This is a genomic window from Aeromonas enteropelogenes (assembly GCF_020097295.1).
GTDB lineage: Bacteria > Pseudomonadota > Gammaproteobacteria > Enterobacterales > Aeromonadaceae > Aeromonas > Aeromonas enteropelogenes.
Genome location: NZ_CP083625.1, coordinates 2619611 through 2637539 on the forward strand (window position 1 = coordinate 2619611; position 17929 = coordinate 2637539).

A 17929-nucleotide genomic window follows, 5' to 3' on the forward strand; every position below is an offset into this window, starting at 1 on the left:
ATGTATATGGATCAGGCAAGTGGTCTGCGCAAAATGCGTCAAAACAATCGAGTGAAAGTGATCGCCGTGTCCGGCGGCAAGGGTGGCGTGGGTAAAACCAACGTGACACTGAACGTGGCGGGCGCCATGGCGGCACAAGGCAAGCGGGTGATGGTGCTGGATGCCGACCTGGGTCTTGCCAACGTCGACGTCATGCTGGGGCTGAGGGTGCATCGCAACCTCTCTCACGTATTGGCCGGCGAGTGCACCATAGACGACATCATCGTTGAGGGGCCCTACGGCATGATGATAGTGCCGGCGACCTCGGGTACCCAGTCCATGGTGGAGCTTACGCCGGTGCAGCATGCCGAGCTGATCCGTGCCTTCAGCGAGATGAAGACCCAGGTCGACGTGTTGCTGGTGGATACCGCAGCCGGTATCTCCGACATGGTGCTGAGCTTCACCCGTGCGGCCCAGGACATCATGGTAGTGGTGTGTGATGAACCCACCTCCATCACGGATGCCTACGCTCTCATCAAGATCCTCTCCAAGGAACACGGGGTGTTCCGCTTCAAGGTGGTAGCCAACATGGTGCGCAGCCTGCGGGAAGGACAGGAACTGTTCGCCAAGCTGACCCGGGTGACGGATCGTTTCCTGGATACCTCTCTCGAGCTGGTGGCCTGCGTGCCTTATGACACCAACCTGCGGGCGGCAGTGCGCAAGCAGAAGCTGATTGTCGAGGCGTTTCCGAAGTCGCCGGCCGCCTTGGCCTTCCGGGCCCTTGCCAATAAGGCTGCCAGTTGGCCGGTGCCGAACCAGCCGGGCGGTCACCTGGAGTTTTTCCTGGAAAATCTGTTGCAAAAACCGGCCACCACACAGGAAGGTTCCCGTGAATAAAGCCCAAGCGTACTTGCGTCATCAGGATTCCTATGCGCTGGTGGAGCGTCACGCTCCTCTGGTCAAACGGATTGCCCAGCACTTGTTGGCTCGCCTGCCAAGCAGTGTCTTGCTGGATGACCTGATCCAGGCAGGTATGATTGGGCTGCTTGAAGCCTCCCGCAATTTTGACGGCAGCAAGGGCGCCAGTTTTGAAACCTATGCCGGGATCCGCATCCGCGGCGCCATGCTCGACGAGATCAGGCGTGGTGACTGGGTGCCTCGTTCCGTGCATCGCAACAGCCGGGCGATCGCCGAAGCCATCGAGAATGTGGAGCAGTCGCAGGGGCGGGATGCGCGTGATACCGATGTCGCGGCTCATATGGGGGTCTCGATCAACGAGTACCACGCCATGTTGCAGGATGTTTCTTGTGGAAAAATTATCGGTATCGAGGATCTCGGGGTCAGTGAAGATGTGATCGGGCAGCCCGATGATACTCCTGCCGGCTCCGGATTCGATGAATTGGCCGCAGAACGATTTCAGATTGAATTATCGGAGCAAATTGGTCGCCTGCCAGAGAGAGAAGCCCTGGTTCTCTCTCTTTACTACGACGAAGAGCTGAATTTACGCGAGATTGGCGAGGTTTTGAGCGTCAGTGAGTCCCGGGTGAGCCAGATCCATAGTCAGGCAATGCACCGACTGCGCGCCCGTTTGCGAGATTGGCATCTATAAGTGTCTGTACTGGCTACACTGAGGTGAAACACTAAGGCATAATCCGCAGGACACAACCCGTTTTTAGCATCATGTAAGTGAGCCGCCGAGGCGGCTATTTAGGAGGGAATTTTGGACAAGAACATGAAAATCCTCATTGTTGATGACTTTTCAACGATGCGCCGGATTATCAAGAACTTGCTGCGCGATCTGGGATACAACAATACCCATGAGGCGGATGATGGCAATACCGCATTGCCGATGCTGAAAAATGGTGATTTCCAGTTTGTGGTAACCGACTGGAACATGCCCGGCATGCAAGGTATCGACCTGCTCAAGGCCATTCGTGTCGATGACAAACTCAAGCACCTGCCGGTATTGATGGTAACGGCGGAGGCCAAGCGTGAGCAGATCATCGAAGCCGCTCAGGCTGGGGTCAATGGCTATATCGTCAAGCCTTTCACTGCTGCGACGCTCAAGGAAAAGCTCGATAAAATTTTTGAACGCATTGGCTAAGGGGTGGCAGGGATGATGGCCAAAACGAGAGCAATGATTTCGCTCGACCAGGCAAGGATGCTTGTTGCTCATCTGGAGCAAGGCGAATTTGAGTTGGCCGACGATTTGCTTGCGCAAGTGTGTGCCCCCAATGCCTCCGATCTGTTCGACAAGGTCGGTCAGCTGACACGACAACTGCACAATTCCCTGCAAGAATTTCGTCTCGATCCCCGTATTCCCGATCTGGCTACTCACGAAATTCCGGATGCGCGGGAGCGCCTCAGTTACGTCATCGACATGACGGACAAGGCTGCCAACCGCACCATGGATGCCGTAGAAGCCAGTTTGCCGATAGCGGATCGCCTCAACGACAATATCCAGCTGGTGTTGCCAAACTGGAATGCATTGATGTCCCGTGACATGAGCGTGGGCCAGTTCAAGGCGTTATGTCACCAACTCGATGATTTTATTAAGGCTTCTGAGGCTGATGCCGATAAATTACGGCAACTGCTGACTGAAATTCTGATGGCACAAGATTTTCAGGATTTGACCGGGCAGATGATCCGCAAGGTCATCAAGCTTGTTCAGGAAGTTGAAACAAAATTAATAGAAATGCTGACCATGTTTGGTGAAGCCTCTGCCGAGCATTCAACTCGTAGCCTTCCTGTCAACGGGATTGAAGCAGAAGGTCCCATCATGAACCCGGAAGCGCGTTCCGATGTGGTTAATGGTCAGGATGATGTGGACGATCTGCTGTCTAGCCTGGGATTCTAATGGAGTGACGCATGGCCTTCGAAGTTGATGAAGACATACTGCAAGATTTTTTGGTCGAAGCCTCCGAAATATTGGAACAGTTGTCTGAGCAGCTGGTCGACTTGGAAAAACGGCCAGATGACAAAAACCTGTTAAATGCCATCTTCCGCGGTTTCCATACCGTGAAAGGGGGCGCCGGGTTCCTGTCGCTGGGAGAACTGGTTGACGTATGCCACGGTGCGGAAAACGTCTTTGATATTTTGCGCAACGGCAAGCGTACCGTCACCGCAGAGCTGATGGATGTCATTCTGCAGGCACTGGATGCGATCAACGTTATGTTTGCCCAGGTCCAGAATCGCGAAGCACCAAGCCCTGCCTCCGACGATCTGCTCCATGACCTGCATGAGCTGTGCAAGCCTGAAGGGGAAGAGCAGTTGATCACTTCGGGTGGTGGTGCTGTGCCTGCTGTGGCAGAACCGGAACCCGTAGTAGAACCTGAGCCCGTTATGGCTTCAGAGCCTGACGTCGCGGCTCCCATGGTTGACGATAATGAACCCGCACCGGTCAATGGCGGTGGTTCAATAGATGAAATTTCTGCGGACGAATTCGAACGTCTGCTGGATGAGTTGCATGGTGTCGGCGGAGCACCGACCAAGGTCGTTTCGGCCTCGGCCCCCGCTCCCGTTGCCAGCGATTCCGGTGATATTACCGATGATGAGTTTGAAGCTCTGCTGGATCAGCTTCATGGCCAAGGCCAGCATGTTGGGGCGCCAGACATCAATCCGTTGAAATCGGTTCAAAAGGAAGTCGATGAACTGATTGATGATGACGAGTTTGAGCGCCTGCTGGATGAACTGCATGGCCGCGGCCAGGGGCCGCAGAGCACAATGGCATCTGCAGCCAAGACCTCTTCACCTGTAACATCATCGGCGGCGCCCGCACCTGCTGCACCGACACCTGCTCCAGTCGCCAAACCGACTCCAGCCGCTCCGGCGAAATCGGTCGAGACGCCCGCCAAAGCGGCACCAGCGCCTGCGAAGGCGGCTGCGCCGGCTGAAAACAGCGCGGTACAAAGCGATACCACGGTACGAGTCGACACCAAGACCCTAGACGTCATCATGAACATGGTGGGAGAACTGGTGCTGGTGCGCAACCGCCTGGTGAGCCTGGGGATTGCCAGCAATGATGAAGAGATGTCAAAGGCGGTCGCCAACCTTGATGTCGTGACTGCCGACTTGCAGGGGGCGGTCATGAAAACCCGCATGCAGCCCATCAAGAAGGTGTTTGGCCGCTTCCCCCGGGTTGTGCGCGATCTTGCCAGAACCCTCAAGAAAGAGATCGAACTGGTGATGGTCGGCGAAGATACCGACCTGGACAAAAACCTGGTTGAGGCGCTGGCGGATCCGCTGGTGCACCTGGTGCGCAACTCTTGCGATCACGGCGTCGAGATGCCGGATGTGCGCGAGAAAGCGGGCAAGCCGCGTCAGGGCACCATCACCCTGAGCGCTTCCCAGCAGGGAGATCATATCCTGCTGTGTATCGAAGATGATGGCGCAGGTATGGATCCCGAAAAACTCAAGTCCATCGCCATCAGTCGTGGTGTGCTTGATGCGGATACCGCCGCCCGCATGAGCGATAACGATGCCTATAACCTGATCTTTGCCCCCGGTTTCTCGACCAAGTCGGAGATTTCCGATATTTCCGGTCGTGGGGTCGGCATGGACGTGGTGAAGACCAGCATCGTCAGCCTCAATGGCTCCGTGCATATCGATTCCACCTGGGGCAAGGGCACCCGTCTTGAGATCAAGGTGCCACTGACACTGGCCATTCTGCCGACCTTGATGGTAGAGGTTGGGGAACAGACCTTTGCGCTCCCCCTTGGTTGCGTGAACGAGATTTTCCATCTGGATCTGAACAAGGCCAACATGGTCGATGGCCAGCTCACCATCATAGTGCGCGAGAAAGCTATTCCGCTGTTCTACCTGCACAAATGGCTAGTGCGGGGGCCCAACAAGCGTTCCCGTCAGGATACCGGCCATGTAGTCATCGTCCAGATCGGTACCCAGCAGATCGGCTTTGTGGTCGACAGCCTGATTGGTCAGGAAGAGGTGGTCATCAAGCCGCTGGACAATCTGCTGCAGGGGACGCCGGGCATGGCAGGGGCAACCATCACCAGTGATGGCGGTATCGCCCTGATCCTGGACGTGCCGAGTCTGCTCAAGGCATATGCGCGTAGACATTAATCACCCAGCTCCGAGGAGTTAGAAAAATAACAATGGCAGTCAAGGTATTAGTTGTCGACGACTCGAGCTTTTTTCGCCGTCGAGTGAGCGAAATCATCGGTCAGGATCCCATGCTGACGGTGATCGATACAGCCCAGAATGGCCGTGAGGCAGTCGAGAAGGCGATGTCACTGCGTCCTGACGTGATCACCATGGACATCGAGATGCCCGTGATGGATGGCATCAGCGCGGTGCGGGAGATCATGGCCAAGTGCCCGACTCCCATTCTGATGTTCTCCTCACTGACCCATGAGGGTGCCAAGGCGACGCTCGATGCCCTGGATGCCGGTGCGCTCGATTTTCTACCGAAGAAATTTGAAGATATCGCCCGGGATAAAGATGAGGCGGTCAGGTTGCTGCAACAGCGGGTAAAAGAAATCTCCCGCAAGCGTTTCATGATGAGCTCGGCAGCTCGTCCCAAGGCTCCCGAGCCCGCGACTCGCAGCCCGCTGGGCGGGGTTGCTCCGACTCGTGGTATTGAACGTCAGGCGGAGCCGACCCGCGCAGCTCCCGCTGTGGCGTTTAAACGTAGTGGCAAGAGCTACCAGTTGGTGGCCATCGGTACCTCGACCGGTGGGCCCGTTGCTTTGCAAAACGTGTTGACCAAGTTGCCAAAGGATTTCCCTCATCCGATTTTGCTGATCCAGCATATGCCGGCGACTTTCACCGCCGCGTTTGCTGCACGCCTCAACGGTTTGTGCCAGATTGGTGTCAAGGAAGCCGAAGATGGTGACGTGCTCAAACCGGGACACGCCTATCTGGCGCCGGGTGGCCGGCAGATGCTGCTGGAAGGCCGAGGTGCCGGCGCACGCATCCGGATTGTCGATGGCAATGACAAGGTGAACTACAAGCCTTGTGTCGATATCACCTTCGCCTCTGCTGCCAAAACCTATGCTGACAAGGTGTTGGCCATCGTCCTGACTGGGATGGGTGCTGATGGCCGGGATGGCGCACGCCTGCTCAAAGAGCAGGGATCCACCATCTGGGCTCAGGATGAAGCGTCCTGCGTGGTATATGGTATGCCCCAGGCCGTTGCCAAGGCAGGCATTGCCAGCGAATCACTCCCTCTGGACAAGGTAGCCCAGCGTATTCTGGTCGAGTTGGGGCGCTGATCATGGGCCTGCTCGGTCTGCTCCTTGCGCTGGGAGCCATTGCCATTGCCCAGGTTTGGCATGGTGGCTCCCTGCTCACTCTGGTTGACGGACCCGCGTTTCTCATCGTGGTGGGCGGCACAATCGGTGCCGTGACACTGCAGACTCCCGCAAAATACATCATGCTTGCCATCCGGCAGACGTTATGGATGTTTTCCCCGCCCCATCAGGATCTCGCAACCCAGGCCGAGCGGTTGCAATCCTGGGCCGCCTTTGCCCGGCAACAGGGATTGTTGGCGCTTGAGAACCAAGCGGAGCAGGAAGAGGATGAATTTACCCGTCTGGGGCTCGGCATGATAGTCGATGGGGTCTCGACGGAAGATATCCGCATGTTGCTGGAGGCGGATATCGATATCGAACAGGAACGCAACGAGCATGCCGCCAGAGTGTTTGAAGCCATGGGGGGATACAGCCCGACTATCGGCATCATAGGTGCCGTCCTTGGGCTTATCCAGGCCATGTTTCATCTGGAAGAGCCGTCAGCGCTGGGGACGGGCATCGCGGTTGCGTTCGTGGCGACCATCTATGGGGTGGGGTTTGCCAACCTGATTTATCTGCCGCTCGCCAACCGGCTACGGGCTTTTCATTATCATTACGCGCTGTTCCAGGAGCTGACCCTGGAGGGGTTGATTGCCATTGCCCATGGTGAAAACGGCCTGCAGGTTGAACGGCGCCTCAGGGCCTATCTGAAAGGAGAGTAGCCATGCGCAATCGCTATCGGTTGCACTTGCAGGGGCGTGAACACCTCGATCGCTGGCTGGTCTCCTATGCCGATTACATGACGCTGATCTTTGCCCTGTTCGTGGTGCTCTACTCGGTCGCGCTGGTCAACAAGGACAAGTATCGCGCCGTCATCGATGGCATGAGCCAGGCATTCAGTGTCATGCAATCTCCCAAAGATGGTTTGCTGGAAGGACAAGGGGATTCACTGCTCTCCAACCCCGTTTCTGCGGCCCCCTCCATTCTGGATGGCGCCACGGCGCCAGCTCCGTCGCTTGCGCCTATCTCGGGGGTGCCGATACTGCAGGATGGTACCACGCTGGCCAAGCTCGACCTGCAACTGCAGGAGAACATGGGCTCTCTGGTGGACGCGGGGATCGTCAAGCTGACTCAGGATGAAAACTGGCTGACCATCGAATTGAGTGCCGGGCTGCTGTTTGGCAGCGGTAGCGCCTTTTTGGGCACAAATGCGGCTCCCGTCATTAATACCATTTCAAGTATTCTCAAACCGGTCGATAACTATGTGAGAGTCAGGGGTTATACAGATAACCAACAGATTCATAATGAAATTTTTCGTTCAAACTGGGCTCTCTCAGCCGCCAGGGCCGAAGCGGTACTCAATGGGCTGATTGCCAATGGCATCGCACCCGAGCGGCTTGCTTTCGAGGCATATGGCGAGTTCTCACCGTTTGCCGACAATGGTAGCGAACAGGGGCGAGTGCAGAACCGCAAGGTGGTGGTGGCAGTATCCAAGTTTGCATGGGTACCGCCCGCACCGGCCAAGGTCTCGCCGGTGACCGTTGAACCCGTGCTAGAGGTTCAGAAGGCGGTGGATGCAGGAGAGGTCAGGGTGATCGCCTTGCCCGGTGGCGGCATACGTATAACAACAAGGCAGGATTGATACAGTGATTGTTTGGACGGTTGCCAACCAGAAAGGCGGGGTGGGGAAAACCACCACAGTGGTCTCGCTTGCCGGGATCCTGGCCCAACGTGGCCAACGAGTGCTGCTGATTGACACAGATCCGCACGCCTCGCTGACATCTTATCTGGATTATGATTCCGATCGCCTGGATGGCACTCTCTATGAACTCTTCCAGTCGGTGAAGCCGACCGCCGAACTGGTCAATAAACTGACTCTCAGAACCAAGTTCGAGAATATCCACTTGTTGCCGGCCTCCATCACGCTGGCGACCCTGGACAGGGTCATGGGCAATCGGGAAGGGATGGGGCTGGTGCTAAAGCGGGCTTTGCTGCGCATTCAGGATCAATACGATTACGTGTTGATCGATTGCCCGCCTGTGCTGGGGGTCATGATGGTCAACGCGCTGGCGGCCTGCGATCGCATCCTAGTGCCGGTCCAGACCGAATTTCTTGCCCTCAAGGGGCTGGAGCGCATGATGAAGACATTCGAGATCATGCAGCGTTCCAAGCGGGACAAGTTCCGTTATACCGTGATCCCGACCATGTTTGACAAGCGTACCCGTGCCTCCCTGATGACCCTGAAATCGATCAAGGAGCAATACGGTGATGCGGTGTGGAACGCGGTGATCCCCATCGATACCAAATTCAGGGATGCCAGCTTGCTGCATATTCCGCCCTCCATCTATTCACCTGGTAGTCGGGGAACCTATGCCTACGAGACACTGCTCAACTATCTCGATGCTCTTGAACGGCAGCGGGCGCAGGAGGTGATGGCATGAGAGATACCATTCAAGTCCGTGCAATGGACGACTATTTCCACTCCCTGCTGCTGGATGAAGCCCTCTCGCTGGATGAGGCCGACGAGCCTGAGCTGGCTCCCGTGGTGCAACTGCAGCGCCAGAGTGTGGTTGAACCACAGGTTGAGGCCGCTCCTTATCTGGAGGCGGATGCCCGCCTGGCCCAGTTGAGTGAATTGCTGGCGCAAGTGGGTCAGGTGCAGTTCGAAATTGACGCCCTGTCCCATGAGGAACCCGCCAGCGAGCCGCTTGAAATCGTCGCCGAAGAGTCCTTGCTGCCCGTCGAGCCTGCCTGGCCTGAAGAGGTGGTGGAGGTCGCGGAACCTGTGACCACTGTCATCACCGAGACGGCGGTGGAACTTGCGCCCGAACCGGTCCCCGAGCCGGTCAGCTGGCAGAATATCGACAGCGGCAATGAGTTTCAGGCCCTGTTTTTCGAAGTCGCCGGGGTGACCTTTGCGGTTCCCCTGACCGATCTTGGCGGGATCCACCAACTGGGGGAGGTGACCTCCCTGTTTGGTCAGCCATCCTGGTACAAGGGGTTGATGACTTCCCGCGAGCAGAAGATGAATGTGGTCGATACGGCTCAGTGGGTCATGCCGGGTCAGCATCTTGAGATGGACGAATACAAGTATTTGATTATGCTTGGGCAATCCCCCTGGGGCCTCGCCTGCCATCATCTCAGGGGAACCGAGCTGCTGCACCGGGATCAGGTAAAATGGCGCCATCAGGCGGGCAAGCGCCCCTGGCTGGCGGGCATGGTCAAAGAGAAAATGTGTGCCCTGCTGCATGTCAGCGAATTGCTCCTGTTGCTGGAGCGCGGGGTAAACATAGAAGGTCGCTGATAACTTCTGCAGTCGAGTTGTTTTATTGCTAGTTTTTAGCAGTAGACGTTTATATAAAAGGAATAAAACATGACAGAAAAGCGCAATATTGCACAGAATCTGGCCGAAGATGAAGTGCTGCAATGGGTAACCTTCCAACTGGAAAACGAGACCTACGGCATCAACGTGATGCAGGTTCAGGAAGTGTTGCGCTATACCGAGATCGCGCCTGTGCCTGGGGCTCCGGATTATGTGCTCGGTATCATCAACCTGCGTGGCAACGTGGTGACTGTCATCGATACTCGTTCCCGCTTCGGTCTGCCGTCCGGGGATGTCAGTGAAAACTCCCGTATCGTCATCATCGAGGCTGAAAAGCAGGTGATCGGCATCATGGTGGACAGCGTGGCGGAAGTGGTTTATCTGCGTTCTTCCGAGATCGATGCCGCACCTGCGGTAGGGACCGAAGAGAGCGCCAAGTTCATCCAGGGGGTGAGCAACCGTGATGGCCAGTTGCTGATCCTGGTCGATTTGAACAAGCTGCTCTCCGATGAAGAGTGGGACGAGATCGGTTCTCTCTAACAAGAAGGTGATGTTTTGATCATTGAGATTGTTGCCTTGGGGTTGTCCCTGATTGCACTGGCGTTTGCCTGTTTCATCTGGTTCAGGAGCAAACGAAGCAAGCAGGAGTCCGAGGCCAGCGTGGCGGCGCTGCAGGGCCAGCTCGAGAGTCTGCGCAAGCAGATGATGGAGCTTCATACCGGGGCCATCGGCATGGGCCAGCGGTTGCAGTCGGTGGAAGGAGCAATGCAGCAGATCAACGATCGTCAGCAGGAGCTGACCCTGCAGGATCCGGAACGCCGGCTTTACAGCCGTGCCGCCAAGATGGTCGAGCTGGGCGCCGATATCGACGAGGTCATGAGCGAGTGCGAATTGCCGAAGGCAGAAGCTGAGCTCCTGATTTCATTACGAAAAGGGCGCTCTTGATGAGTCAGGAAGGCAACTGCCTTCCTGATTTGTTTTGGCCATTTTTCTAAGCGTTTGTGGCGCGATCTTCGCCACAAATCCTGCTGATTATTGGCATCTTTGAAAAGACCCCCTCCAATACTGTGTTAATATGCAGGCCGCTTCTTTCCACCTGACAACATCCTCATGCTGCTTCAAGTCAACAATCTGAGCTGCGTGCGTGAAGATCGCACCCTGTTTGAACATCTCTCCTTTACGGTAGCGCCTGGCGATCTGCTGCAAATCGAAGGTCCGAACGGAGTCGGCAAGACCAGCTTGTTGCGTCTGCTGACCGGGTTGTCACAGCCATTTGCCGGCGAGGTGTGCTGGAACGGAGAGAACATTCGCCACTGCCGCGATGAATATCATGCCAATCTGCTCTATCTGGGCCACCATGCCGGGGTCAAAGCGGCATTGACACCGTTTGAAAACCTCAAGTTCTATCAACAGTTACATCACCCTCAGCAACAGGACAGCGACCTGTGGCAGATCCTGGCCCGGGTGGGACTTGCCGGTTTCGAGGAGAATCCAACTGGCCAGCTCTCTGCCGGTCAGCAGCGTCGGGTCGCCCTGGCCCGGCTGTGGTTGTGTGACAAGCCGTCACTCTGGATCCTGGACGAGCCGTTTACCGCCATCGACAAACAGGGGGTCAAGGTGCTCGAGCAACTGTTCCTGGCCCATGCGGAGCGGGGGGGCATGGTGATCCTGACCACCCACCAGGATCTCACCCTGATGCAGGGACGTTTGGAAACCCTGTCGCTGACCCCTCTGTTGCAGGAGTAAGCCCATGCTGCGCGCCGTTATGCACCTTATTCACCGTGAACTGCTGATAGCCTTGCGCCAGCGCTCCGATATTCTCAACCCGATCTGGTTTTTCCTGATCGTCATCACCCTCTTTCCCCTTGGCATAGGGCCGGAGCCCAAGTTGCTGGCCCGTATTGCTCCGGGGATCATCTGGGTGGCGGCCCTGTTGGCGGCCATGCTGTCGCTGGAGCGGCTGTTTCGCGATGATTTCAGCGATGGTTCGCTGGAGCAGATGATGTTGATGCCTCATCCACTCGGGCTGCTGGCGCTGGCCAAAGTGGTTGCTCACTGGCTGTTGACCGGCTTGCCCTTGCTGCTGATCTCCCCCTTGCTCGCCATCTTGTTGTCGCTGGACATGAACACCTATCTGGCGGTGGTGGCGACCCTGGCACTGGGTACTCCAGTACTGAGCCTGCTCGGCGCAGTCGGGGTGGCCCTGACTGTCGGTCTGCGCAAGGGCGGTGTCCTGCTCAGCCTGCTGATCCTGCCGCTCTATATTCCGGTACTGATCTTTGCAACATCGGCCATCGATGCGGCTGGAATGAGCTTGCCCTATGGCGGCCAGCTCGCTATTTTGGCCGCCATGCTGGTGGGGGCCCTGACCCTGACCCCGCTGGCGGTCTCGGCAGCCCTTCGGGTAAGCCTCAACTGACCCGTGGTCAGCCAGATTGCAGAAGTCCCGAATGGGACGCTGTTTGAAAAAATTAAGTTGCGGTGGATCAAGGAGAGGCTCGCTTATCGCTTTCGGGGTATTTGATGTAAACCCGTGACAGGTATGGTAGGCCTCGCCAAACGATTAATAACAAAAGGTTTTGTGAGCTATGTGGAAATGGTTGCACCCTTACGCCAAACCGGAGCGGGCCTACCAGCTGGCTGGTACCCTGTTGCCTTGGTTTGCGGTGATTAGTCTGCTCTCGTTTATCAGCGGCACTATCTGGGGATTGGCATTTGCCCCCGCCGATTATCAGCAGGGGGATTCTTTCCGGATCATCTATATCCACGTGCCTTCCGCGATCCTCTCTATGGGGGCTTACTCCACCATGGCCGTCGCTGCCTTTATCGGACTGGTATGGCAGCTGCGCATGGCCGACATGACGGTGGCCGCCATCGCGCCGGTCGGGGCCGTGTTCACCTTCATCGCGCTCTTTACCGGTGCCGCCTGGGGCAAGCCCATGTGGGGCACCTGGTGGGTATGGGATGCCCGCCTCACCTCGGAGCTCATCCTGCTGTTCCTCTATCTTGGTGTCATCGCACTCTACAACGCCTTCAGCGACAAGGTGCTGGCAGGCCGCGCCGCTGGCATCCTGGCGCTGGTGGGGGTAATCAACCTGCCCATCATTCACTACTCGGTGGAGTGGTGGAACACCCTGCACCAGGGCGCCACTATCACCAAATTCGACAAGCCCTCCATTTCGGCCGAGATGCTGTGGCCCTTGCTCATCATGATCCTGGCATTTGCCACCTTCCTCGGGGCCTTGACCCTGATGCGTTTTCGTAACGAGCTCTTGATGCGGGAGTGGCATCGCCCCTGGGTCAAAGAGATTGCCGAGCAGGAGAAGTAAGCATGCACTTTGCCTCTTTCAGTGATTTTCTGGCGATGGGCGGCTACGCCTTTTACGTCTGGCTCTCCTTCGGCCTGACCCTGCTTTGCCTGGTCGGTATCGTCATTTCTACCCGTATGAAAACCCGCAGCCTGCTCGGCGAATTGCGCAGCAAGCAGGCACGCGAGGCCCGTCGCAAGGCGGCCCAGCAGATGGAGAACACCCTATGAACCCGAGACGAAAAAAACGCCTCACCATCATCCTCGCCATCACCCTGGGACTGGCGACCGTGAGCGGCCTGGTGCTCTATGCCCTCAGCCAGAATATCGATCTCTTCTATACCCCGAGCGAATTGGTTGAAGGGAAAGGACCGGACAAGATCAAGCCGGAAGAGGGGCAGCGTCTGCGCATCGGGGGCCTGGTGGTGCCCGGTTCGGTGAAGCGGGATCCCCAGAGCCTCAGGGTGGCCTTCCAGCTGGTGGACAATGGCGGCCATCTGGTGACGGTCGAATATGACGGCATCCTGCCGGACCTGTTCCGCGAGGGGCAGGGTATAGTCGCGCAGGGCACCCTCAAGGATGCCACCACGGTGGAAGCCTTCGAAGTGCTGGCCAAGCACGATGAAAACTACATGCCGCCGGAAGTGGCGGAAGCCACCAGCGGCATGCACTACAAGCCGGAATATACCGACGCGCAGTTGAAGGGCTCCAAGCAATGATCCCCGTCGCTTTCGTTTCATCGTTTCGTCTCCGTGCCCCTGTCAGGGGCACGGCTCACCAGAAAGGAACCCGTCCATGATCCCGGAATTAGGACAGTTTGCTCTGATCATGGCTTTTGCCACCGCCCTGCTGCTGGGGAGCTACCCGCTGCTTGGCGCAAAATGGGGCCGTCTTGGCATGATGTCGGCGGCTCGCCCGCTCGCCTATGCCCAATTTTTGCTGTTGTTGTTGTCGTTCCTCTGCCTGACCTGGGCTTTTATCGACAATGATTTCACCGTGCAGTATGTGGCCACCAACTCCAACAGCCGCCTGCCACTGGCTTATCGTATCTCCGCCGTGTGGGGCGCCCACGAGGGCTCCCTGCTGCTGTGGGTGCTGACCCTGGGTGGCTGGACCGCGGCCGTTGCCCTGTTCAGCCGCCGTCTGCCGCTGGATGCGGTGGCACGGGTGCTTGGCGTGCTCGGCCTCATCTCGGTCGGCTTTACCGCCTTCGTGCTGTTCACTTCGGATCCCTTTACCCGCACGCTGCCCTACTTCCCGGTGGATGGGCGTGACCTCAACCCGCTGCTGCAGGATCCCGGTCTCATCTTCCATCCACCCATGCTTTACATGGGATACGTGGGCTTCTCGGTCGCCTTTGCCTTTGCGATTGCCTCCCTGATGACCGGGCGCCTCGATGCTACCTGGGCCCGCTGGTCCCGTCCCTGGACCATGGCGGCCTGGGTCTTCCTGACGCTGGGTATCGTGCTCGGCTCCTGGTGGGCCTACTATGAGCTCGGCTGGGGTGGCTGGTGGTTCTGGGACCCGGTAGAAAACGCCTCCTTCATGCCCTGGCTGGCGGGGACCGCGCTGCTCCATTCGCTGGCGGTGAGCGAAAAACGCGCTACCTTCAAGGCCTGGACCGTGCTGCTGGCCCTGTCGGCCTTCTCCCTGAGCCTGCTCGGCACCTTCCTGGTGCGCTCCGGCGTGCTGGTGTCGGTGCATGCGTTTGCCTCTGACCCGACCCGCGGCCTGTTCATTCTCGGCTTCCTGCTGGCGGTGATTGGTTCCTCCCTGCTGCTGTTCGCCTTCAAGGGCTCCCATGTGAAGAGCCACGGCAAGCACGAGCTGTGGAGCCGCGAGACCCTGCTGCTCGCCAACAACATCATGCTGGTGGCGGGTCTGCTCACCGTGCTGCTGGGCACCCTGTTGCCGCTGGTACACAAGGAGTTGGGACTTGGCAGCATCTCCATCGGGACGCCCTTCTTCAACCACATCTACAGCTGGCTGATCATCCCGTTTGCCCTGCTGCTGGGGGTTGGCCCGCTGTTTCGCTGGCGTCGTCAGGAGCTTGGCGAGCTCAAGGGCAAGGTGATCCTGGCCCTGCTGCTGAGTCTGGCGGCCGCCTTGCTGTTGCCGCTCGCTTTTGCCGAGGCATTCAAGCCCTGGGCTGCGGTGGGCATTGGCCTGGGTGTCTGGATCATCGTCACCAGTGCCCAGGAAACCTGGGCCCGTGCCACCCACAAGCACAGCTTTGCAGTTGGCGTGCGCCGCCTTGGCAACAGCCACTGGGCCATGATCCTGGGTCACGTGGGCCTTGCGGTCAGCATCATCGGCATTGCCTGTACCCAGAACTACAGCATCGAGAAGGACCTGCGGATGCAGGCCGGAGACAGAGTGCAGTTTGCCGATTACGAGTTCGTCTTTACCGGCATTGCCGAAAAGAACGGCCCCAACTACGACGGCTTCAAGGGCGTGCTGGAAGTGCACAAGAACGGCAAGCATGTCGGTACCCTCAAGCCCGAGAAACGGGTCTATACGGTGAGCCGCATGCCGATGACCGAAGCCGCCATCGATGCCGGCGTGACCCGGGATCTCTACGCCGCGCTCGGCGAGCCCCTCGACAACGGGGCCTGGGCGGTACGCATTTACTATAAGCCATTCGTTCGCTGGATCTGGTTCGGTGGCGTCTTCATGGCCATCGGTGGCGTGCTGGCGATGCTCGACAAACGCTACCGCTTCGGCCGTCGTGAAGAGGAGGTGAATGCATGACTCGCAAGACCTGGCTGTTTCTGATCCCCTTCGTGGTCTTCCTGTTGGGGGCCGTGTTCCTGTTCAAGGGGCTCTACTCCGATCCCACCAAGCTCGAATCCGTGATGGTGGGCAAGGAGGTGCCCGAATTTACCCTGCAGGACATCTACGATCTCGACAAACGGTACGATCGCAACATCTTCAAGGGGCGCCCCATGCTGCTCAACGTCTGGGCGACCTGGTGTCCGACCTGCTACGGCGAGCACACCTACCTCAAGCAGCTGGCGGGGCAGGGGATCACCATCGTCGGCATGAACTACAAGGATGAGCGGGACAAGGCGATCAAGTGGCTGGAAGAGCTCGGCAACCCCTACCAGATCAACCTGTATGATCCCGATGGCATGCTGGGGCTGGATCTGGGGGTGTATGGCGCGCCGGAAACCTTCTTCATCGACAGCCAGGGGATCATTCGCTACCGCCACGTGGGGGACATCAATCCCCAGAACTGGGCCTCGACCCTCAAACCCATCTTTGATGCCATGAAGTGAGGGCGCCCCGGATGAGAGTATTGATTGCATCCCTGTTGTTGCTGCTGGGTCTGGGCGTGCAAGCCCCGGCCATGGCCGCCATCGATGTCTACACCTTCGACAACGACAATCAGGAGCAGGTATTTCGCGAGCTGACCAAGGAGCTGCGCTGCCCCAAGTGCCAGAACCAGGACATCGCCGACTCCAACGCCGGGCTGGCCAAGGATCTGCGTGACAAGACCTACCAGATGGTGCGCGAGGGCAAGGACAAGGAGGAGATCGTGGACTACATGGTGGCCCGCTATGGCAACTTCATCCTCTACAACCCGCCGTTGATGGCCTCCACCCTGATCCTCTGGCTTGGCCCCCTGCTGGTCATCGTCATCGGCCTTGCCGTGGTGGTGATGCGCAGCCGCCGTCCCCCCGTGGCCGACAAGCAAGTGGATAATCACCTGAGCGAAGAGGAGCAGCGCCGCCTGGCCAAGCTGCTCAAAGAGGAAGAGAAACAATGACCGCCTTTTGGATAGTGATCGCGGCTCTGTTGGTGCTGACGAGTCTGGCGCTGGTACTGCCCCTGTGGCGCGGCGAGGGCAGGCAGAGCATCAGCCGTTCGGCCCTCAACAAGCAGCTTTATCGTCAGCGTCTGCTGGAAATTGGCGAAGAACGGGAACAGGGGGTATTGGCGGAGGAGCCGGACTCGCTGGTCGAACTGCAGCGCAGCCTGCTGGACGACATTCCCGATGTGGAGCAGACCGCCCGGGCTGGCAAGAGTCTGATCTGGATCCCGGGTGTACTGGTGCTCCTTATCGTGAGCCTGGGACTCTACTACAAGCTGGGCGGCTGGCAGGAGGTAGCCCGCTGGCAGGATGCCAGCAGCCGCATCGGCGAGCTCAGCAATCGCATTCTGGTGGAGCGCAATGCCGAGGTGACCGAGCAGGATCTGCTGGACTTCACCCTGGCCCTGCGCACCCGCTTGAAAGACGAGCCGAACGATTACCGCGGCTGGCTGCTGCTGGGTCGCCTGTCACTGGATGGCAACGATCCCGAGATGGCCCGTGAGGCGCTGGCTCATGCCTATGATCTGGCACCCCAGAAAGCCATGGTGGCGGTACCTTACGCTCAGGCCCTGATGATGACCGGGGACGAAGCCCAGGCCGACAGCCTGCTGAAGGCGGCTATTGCCGAGGAGCCGGCCAATATCGAGGCGCGTTCCGTCTATGCCTTCATGGCGCTGCAAAAAGAGGATTTCCAGACCGCGCTGGCGCGCTGGCAGGCCATGCTGCCGCTGATGGAAAAAGGGACGCCTCGCTATGTGATGGTGGAGCGCTCCATGGAATACGCCAGGGCGCAGCTCAAGGCGCGTGGCATCGCGGCGGCGCCAGTAGCCGAATCTGCCGGGCAGACACAGGCTTCCCAGAGCCAAGTGAAGGAGGGAGAGTTCCCCCTGCACATCACCCTGGCCGAGGGCATTCAGTTGCCGCCTGATGCCCATCTGTTCGTGTTTGCGGTGGTGCCCAACGGGCCGCCCATGCCCATCGCGGTGAAGCGTATCGCCGGCCCCACTCTGCCTCTTACCCTCTCGCTCGGGGACGGGGATGCCATGATGGAAGGGAGCAAGCTGGAAGCCTATCCCGAGCTGCAATTCAAGGCGCGGCTCTCTCGTGGTGGCAACGTCATGAACAAGGAGGGGGCCTTCGAAGGGGTCTCTGCAACAGTCAAAACGGCGACTATCCCATCAGCGCCGATTGACATCCGTATCGATCACGCCCTCTAATATACCTCTCTACCCGGCTCCCATCATGGGAGCCGGGTTGCC

21 protein-coding genes are annotated in these 17929 nt (G+C 58.2%); all 21 read left to right on the forward strand.

Features of this window, described 5'->3' with window-relative positions:
* The 21 genes from LA321_RS12410 to ccmI all read left to right on the forward strand — a co-directional run bounded on the left by LA321_RS12410 (position 1) and on the right by ccmI (position 17887).
* Complete coding sequence (locus tag LA321_RS12410) at positions 1–876, forward strand: MinD/ParA family protein (protein WP_185378279.1); 876 nt, start codon at positions 1–3, stop codon at positions 874–876.
* A complete protein-coding gene (locus tag LA321_RS12415; protein WP_042024829.1) occupies positions 869–1588 on the forward strand; it encodes an RNA polymerase sigma factor FliA in 720 nt (239 codons plus the stop codon). The genes LA321_RS12410 and LA321_RS12415 overlap by 8 nt, the downstream gene beginning before the upstream one ends.
* A gap of 123 nt (positions 1589–1711) precedes the next feature.
* Positions 1712–2083: a chemotaxis response regulator CheY gene (gene cheY / locus LA321_RS12420; RefSeq protein WP_425278690.1), complete on the forward strand. Its 372-nt coding sequence runs from the start codon at positions 1712–1714 to the stop codon at positions 2081–2083.
* 12 nt (positions 2084–2095) lie between these two features.
* Positions 2096–2836 (forward strand): protein phosphatase CheZ, encoded by a 741-nt coding sequence (locus tag LA321_RS12425; RefSeq protein WP_026457228.1) that lies wholly within the window; start codon positions 2096–2098, stop codon positions 2834–2836.
* An 11-nt stretch (positions 2837–2847) separates the two neighbouring features.
* Positions 2848–5058: a chemotaxis protein CheA gene (locus LA321_RS12430; protein WP_042072157.1), complete on the forward strand. Its 2211-nt coding sequence runs from the start codon at positions 2848–2850 to the stop codon at positions 5056–5058.
* Positions 5059–5090: 32 nt separating this feature from the next.
* Entirely contained in the window at positions 5091–6209 is a 1119-nt protein-coding gene (locus tag LA321_RS12435) for a protein-glutamate methylesterase/protein-glutamine glutaminase (protein ID WP_042072155.1), read from the forward strand.
* A 2-nt stretch (positions 6210–6211) separates the two neighbouring features.
* Entirely contained in the window at positions 6212–6949 is a 738-nt protein-coding gene (locus LA321_RS12440; RefSeq protein ID WP_042072154.1) for a flagellar motor protein, read from the forward strand.
* Between the two features lie 2 nt (positions 6950–6951).
* A complete protein-coding gene (locus LA321_RS12445; protein ID WP_042072152.1) occupies positions 6952–7869 on the forward strand; it encodes an OmpA family protein in 918 nt (305 codons plus the stop codon).
* A 4-nt stretch (positions 7870–7873) separates the two neighbouring features.
* Entirely contained in the window at positions 7874–8668 is a 795-nt protein-coding gene (locus LA321_RS12450) for a ParA family protein (protein WP_026456541.1), read from the forward strand.
* Positions 8665–9531: a chemotaxis protein CheW gene (locus LA321_RS12455; RefSeq protein ID WP_042072150.1), complete on the forward strand. Its 867-nt coding sequence runs from the start codon at positions 8665–8667 to the stop codon at positions 9529–9531. Before LA321_RS12450 ends, LA321_RS12455 begins: the two co-directional genes overlap by 4 nt.
* Positions 9532–9600: 69 nt before the next feature.
* The gene (locus LA321_RS12460) at positions 9601–10089 is read left to right on the forward strand and encodes a chemotaxis protein CheW (RefSeq protein WP_026456542.1); all 489 of its coding nucleotides are present in this window, start codon (positions 9601–9603) and stop codon (positions 10087–10089) included.
* 18 nt (positions 10090–10107) lie between these two features.
* Positions 10108–10494, forward strand: a complete 387-nt coding sequence (locus tag LA321_RS12465; RefSeq protein WP_124240523.1) for a DUF2802 domain-containing protein — start codon at positions 10108–10110, stop codon at positions 10492–10494.
* Between the two features lie 165 nt (positions 10495–10659).
* Positions 10660–11295 carry a cytochrome c biogenesis heme-transporting ATPase CcmA gene (gene ccmA, locus LA321_RS12470; RefSeq protein WP_042072149.1) on the forward strand — a complete coding sequence of 212 codons (636 nt, stop codon included), beginning with the start codon at positions 10660–10662 and terminating at the stop codon, positions 11293–11295.
* A gap of 4 nt (positions 11296–11299) precedes the next feature.
* The gene (ccmB, locus tag LA321_RS12475) at positions 11300–11968 is read left to right on the forward strand and encodes a heme exporter protein CcmB (RefSeq protein WP_026456545.1); all 669 of its coding nucleotides are present in this window, start codon (positions 11300–11302) and stop codon (positions 11966–11968) included.
* 169 nt (positions 11969–12137) lie between these two features.
* Positions 12138–12878: a heme ABC transporter permease gene (locus LA321_RS12480; RefSeq protein ID WP_042072147.1), complete on the forward strand. Its 741-nt coding sequence runs from the start codon at positions 12138–12140 to the stop codon at positions 12876–12878.
* 2 nt (positions 12879–12880) lie between these two features.
* Positions 12881–13087 carry a heme exporter protein CcmD gene (ccmD, locus tag LA321_RS12485; RefSeq protein ID WP_005298845.1) on the forward strand — a complete coding sequence of 69 codons (207 nt, stop codon included), beginning with the start codon at positions 12881–12883 and terminating at the stop codon, positions 13085–13087.
* On the forward strand, positions 13084–13575 hold the full coding sequence (ccmE, locus tag LA321_RS12490; RefSeq protein ID WP_026456547.1) for a cytochrome c maturation protein CcmE: 492 nt from the start codon (positions 13084–13086) through the stop codon (positions 13573–13575). Before ccmD ends, ccmE begins: the two co-directional genes overlap by 4 nt.
* Before the next feature lie 76 nt (positions 13576–13651).
* Complete coding sequence (locus LA321_RS12495; RefSeq protein WP_042072146.1) at positions 13652–15607, forward strand: heme lyase CcmF/NrfE family subunit; 1956 nt, start codon at positions 13652–13654, stop codon at positions 15605–15607.
* Positions 15604–16134, forward strand: coding sequence for a DsbE family thiol:disulfide interchange protein (locus LA321_RS12500; protein ID WP_026458715.1), 531 nt, complete (start codon positions 15604–15606; stop codon positions 16132–16134). The genes LA321_RS12495 and LA321_RS12500 overlap by 4 nt, the downstream gene beginning before the upstream one ends.
* Positions 16135–16145: 11 nt before the next feature.
* On the forward strand, positions 16146–16625 hold the full coding sequence (locus LA321_RS12505; protein WP_042072145.1) for a cytochrome c-type biogenesis protein: 480 nt from the start codon (positions 16146–16148) through the stop codon (positions 16623–16625).
* Positions 16622–17887, forward strand: a complete 1266-nt coding sequence (gene ccmI, locus LA321_RS12510; protein WP_042072143.1) for a c-type cytochrome biogenesis protein CcmI — start codon at positions 16622–16624, stop codon at positions 17885–17887. The genes LA321_RS12505 and ccmI overlap by 4 nt, the downstream gene beginning before the upstream one ends.
* The last annotated feature ends 42 nt before the right edge of the window (positions 17888–17929 follow it).

Coding starts and splice junctions, on each gene's coding strand:
- LA321_RS12425 (WP_026457228.1), top strand. CDS start 2,096: ATGATGGCCAAAACGAGAGCAATGATTTCGCTCGACCAGGCAAGGATG.
- LA321_RS12445 (WP_042072152.1), top strand. CDS start 6,952: ATGCGCAATCGCTATCGGTTGCACTTGCAGGGGCGTGAACACCTCGAT.
- cheY (WP_425278690.1), top strand. CDS start 1,712: ATGAAAATCCTCATTGTTGATGACTTTTCAACGATGCGCCGGATTATC.
- LA321_RS12460 (WP_026456542.1), top strand. CDS start 9,601: ATGACAGAAAAGCGCAATATTGCACAGAATCTGGCCGAAGATGAAGTG.
- LA321_RS12495 (WP_042072146.1), top strand. CDS start 13,652: ATGATCCCGGAATTAGGACAGTTTGCTCTGATCATGGCTTTTGCCACC.
- ccmE (WP_026456547.1), top strand. CDS start 13,084: ATGAACCCGAGACGAAAAAAACGCCTCACCATCATCCTCGCCATCACC.
- LA321_RS12480 (WP_042072147.1), top strand. CDS start 12,138: ATGTGGAAATGGTTGCACCCTTACGCCAAACCGGAGCGGGCCTACCAG.
- LA321_RS12410 (WP_185378279.1), top strand. CDS start 1: ATGTATATGGATCAGGCAAGTGGTCTGCGCAAAATGCGTCAAAACAAT.
- LA321_RS12435 (WP_042072155.1), top strand. CDS start 5,091: ATGGCAGTCAAGGTATTAGTTGTCGACGACTCGAGCTTTTTTCGCCGT.
- ccmD (WP_005298845.1), top strand. CDS start 12,881: ATGCACTTTGCCTCTTTCAGTGATTTTCTGGCGATGGGCGGCTACGCC.
- ccmA (WP_042072149.1), top strand. CDS start 10,660: ATGCTGCTTCAAGTCAACAATCTGAGCTGCGTGCGTGAAGATCGCACC.
- ccmI (WP_042072143.1), top strand. CDS start 16,622: ATGACCGCCTTTTGGATAGTGATCGCGGCTCTGTTGGTGCTGACGAGT.
- LA321_RS12505 (WP_042072145.1), top strand. CDS start 16,146: ATGAGAGTATTGATTGCATCCCTGTTGTTGCTGCTGGGTCTGGGCGTG.
- LA321_RS12500 (WP_026458715.1), top strand. CDS start 15,604: ATGACTCGCAAGACCTGGCTGTTTCTGATCCCCTTCGTGGTCTTCCTG.
- LA321_RS12455 (WP_042072150.1), top strand. CDS start 8,665: ATGAGAGATACCATTCAAGTCCGTGCAATGGACGACTATTTCCACTCC.
- LA321_RS12430 (WP_042072157.1), top strand. CDS start 2,848: ATGGCCTTCGAAGTTGATGAAGACATACTGCAAGATTTTTTGGTCGAA.
- ccmB (WP_026456545.1), top strand. CDS start 11,300: ATGCTGCGCGCCGTTATGCACCTTATTCACCGTGAACTGCTGATAGCC.
- LA321_RS12440 (WP_042072154.1), top strand. CDS start 6,212: ATGGGCCTGCTCGGTCTGCTCCTTGCGCTGGGAGCCATTGCCATTGCC.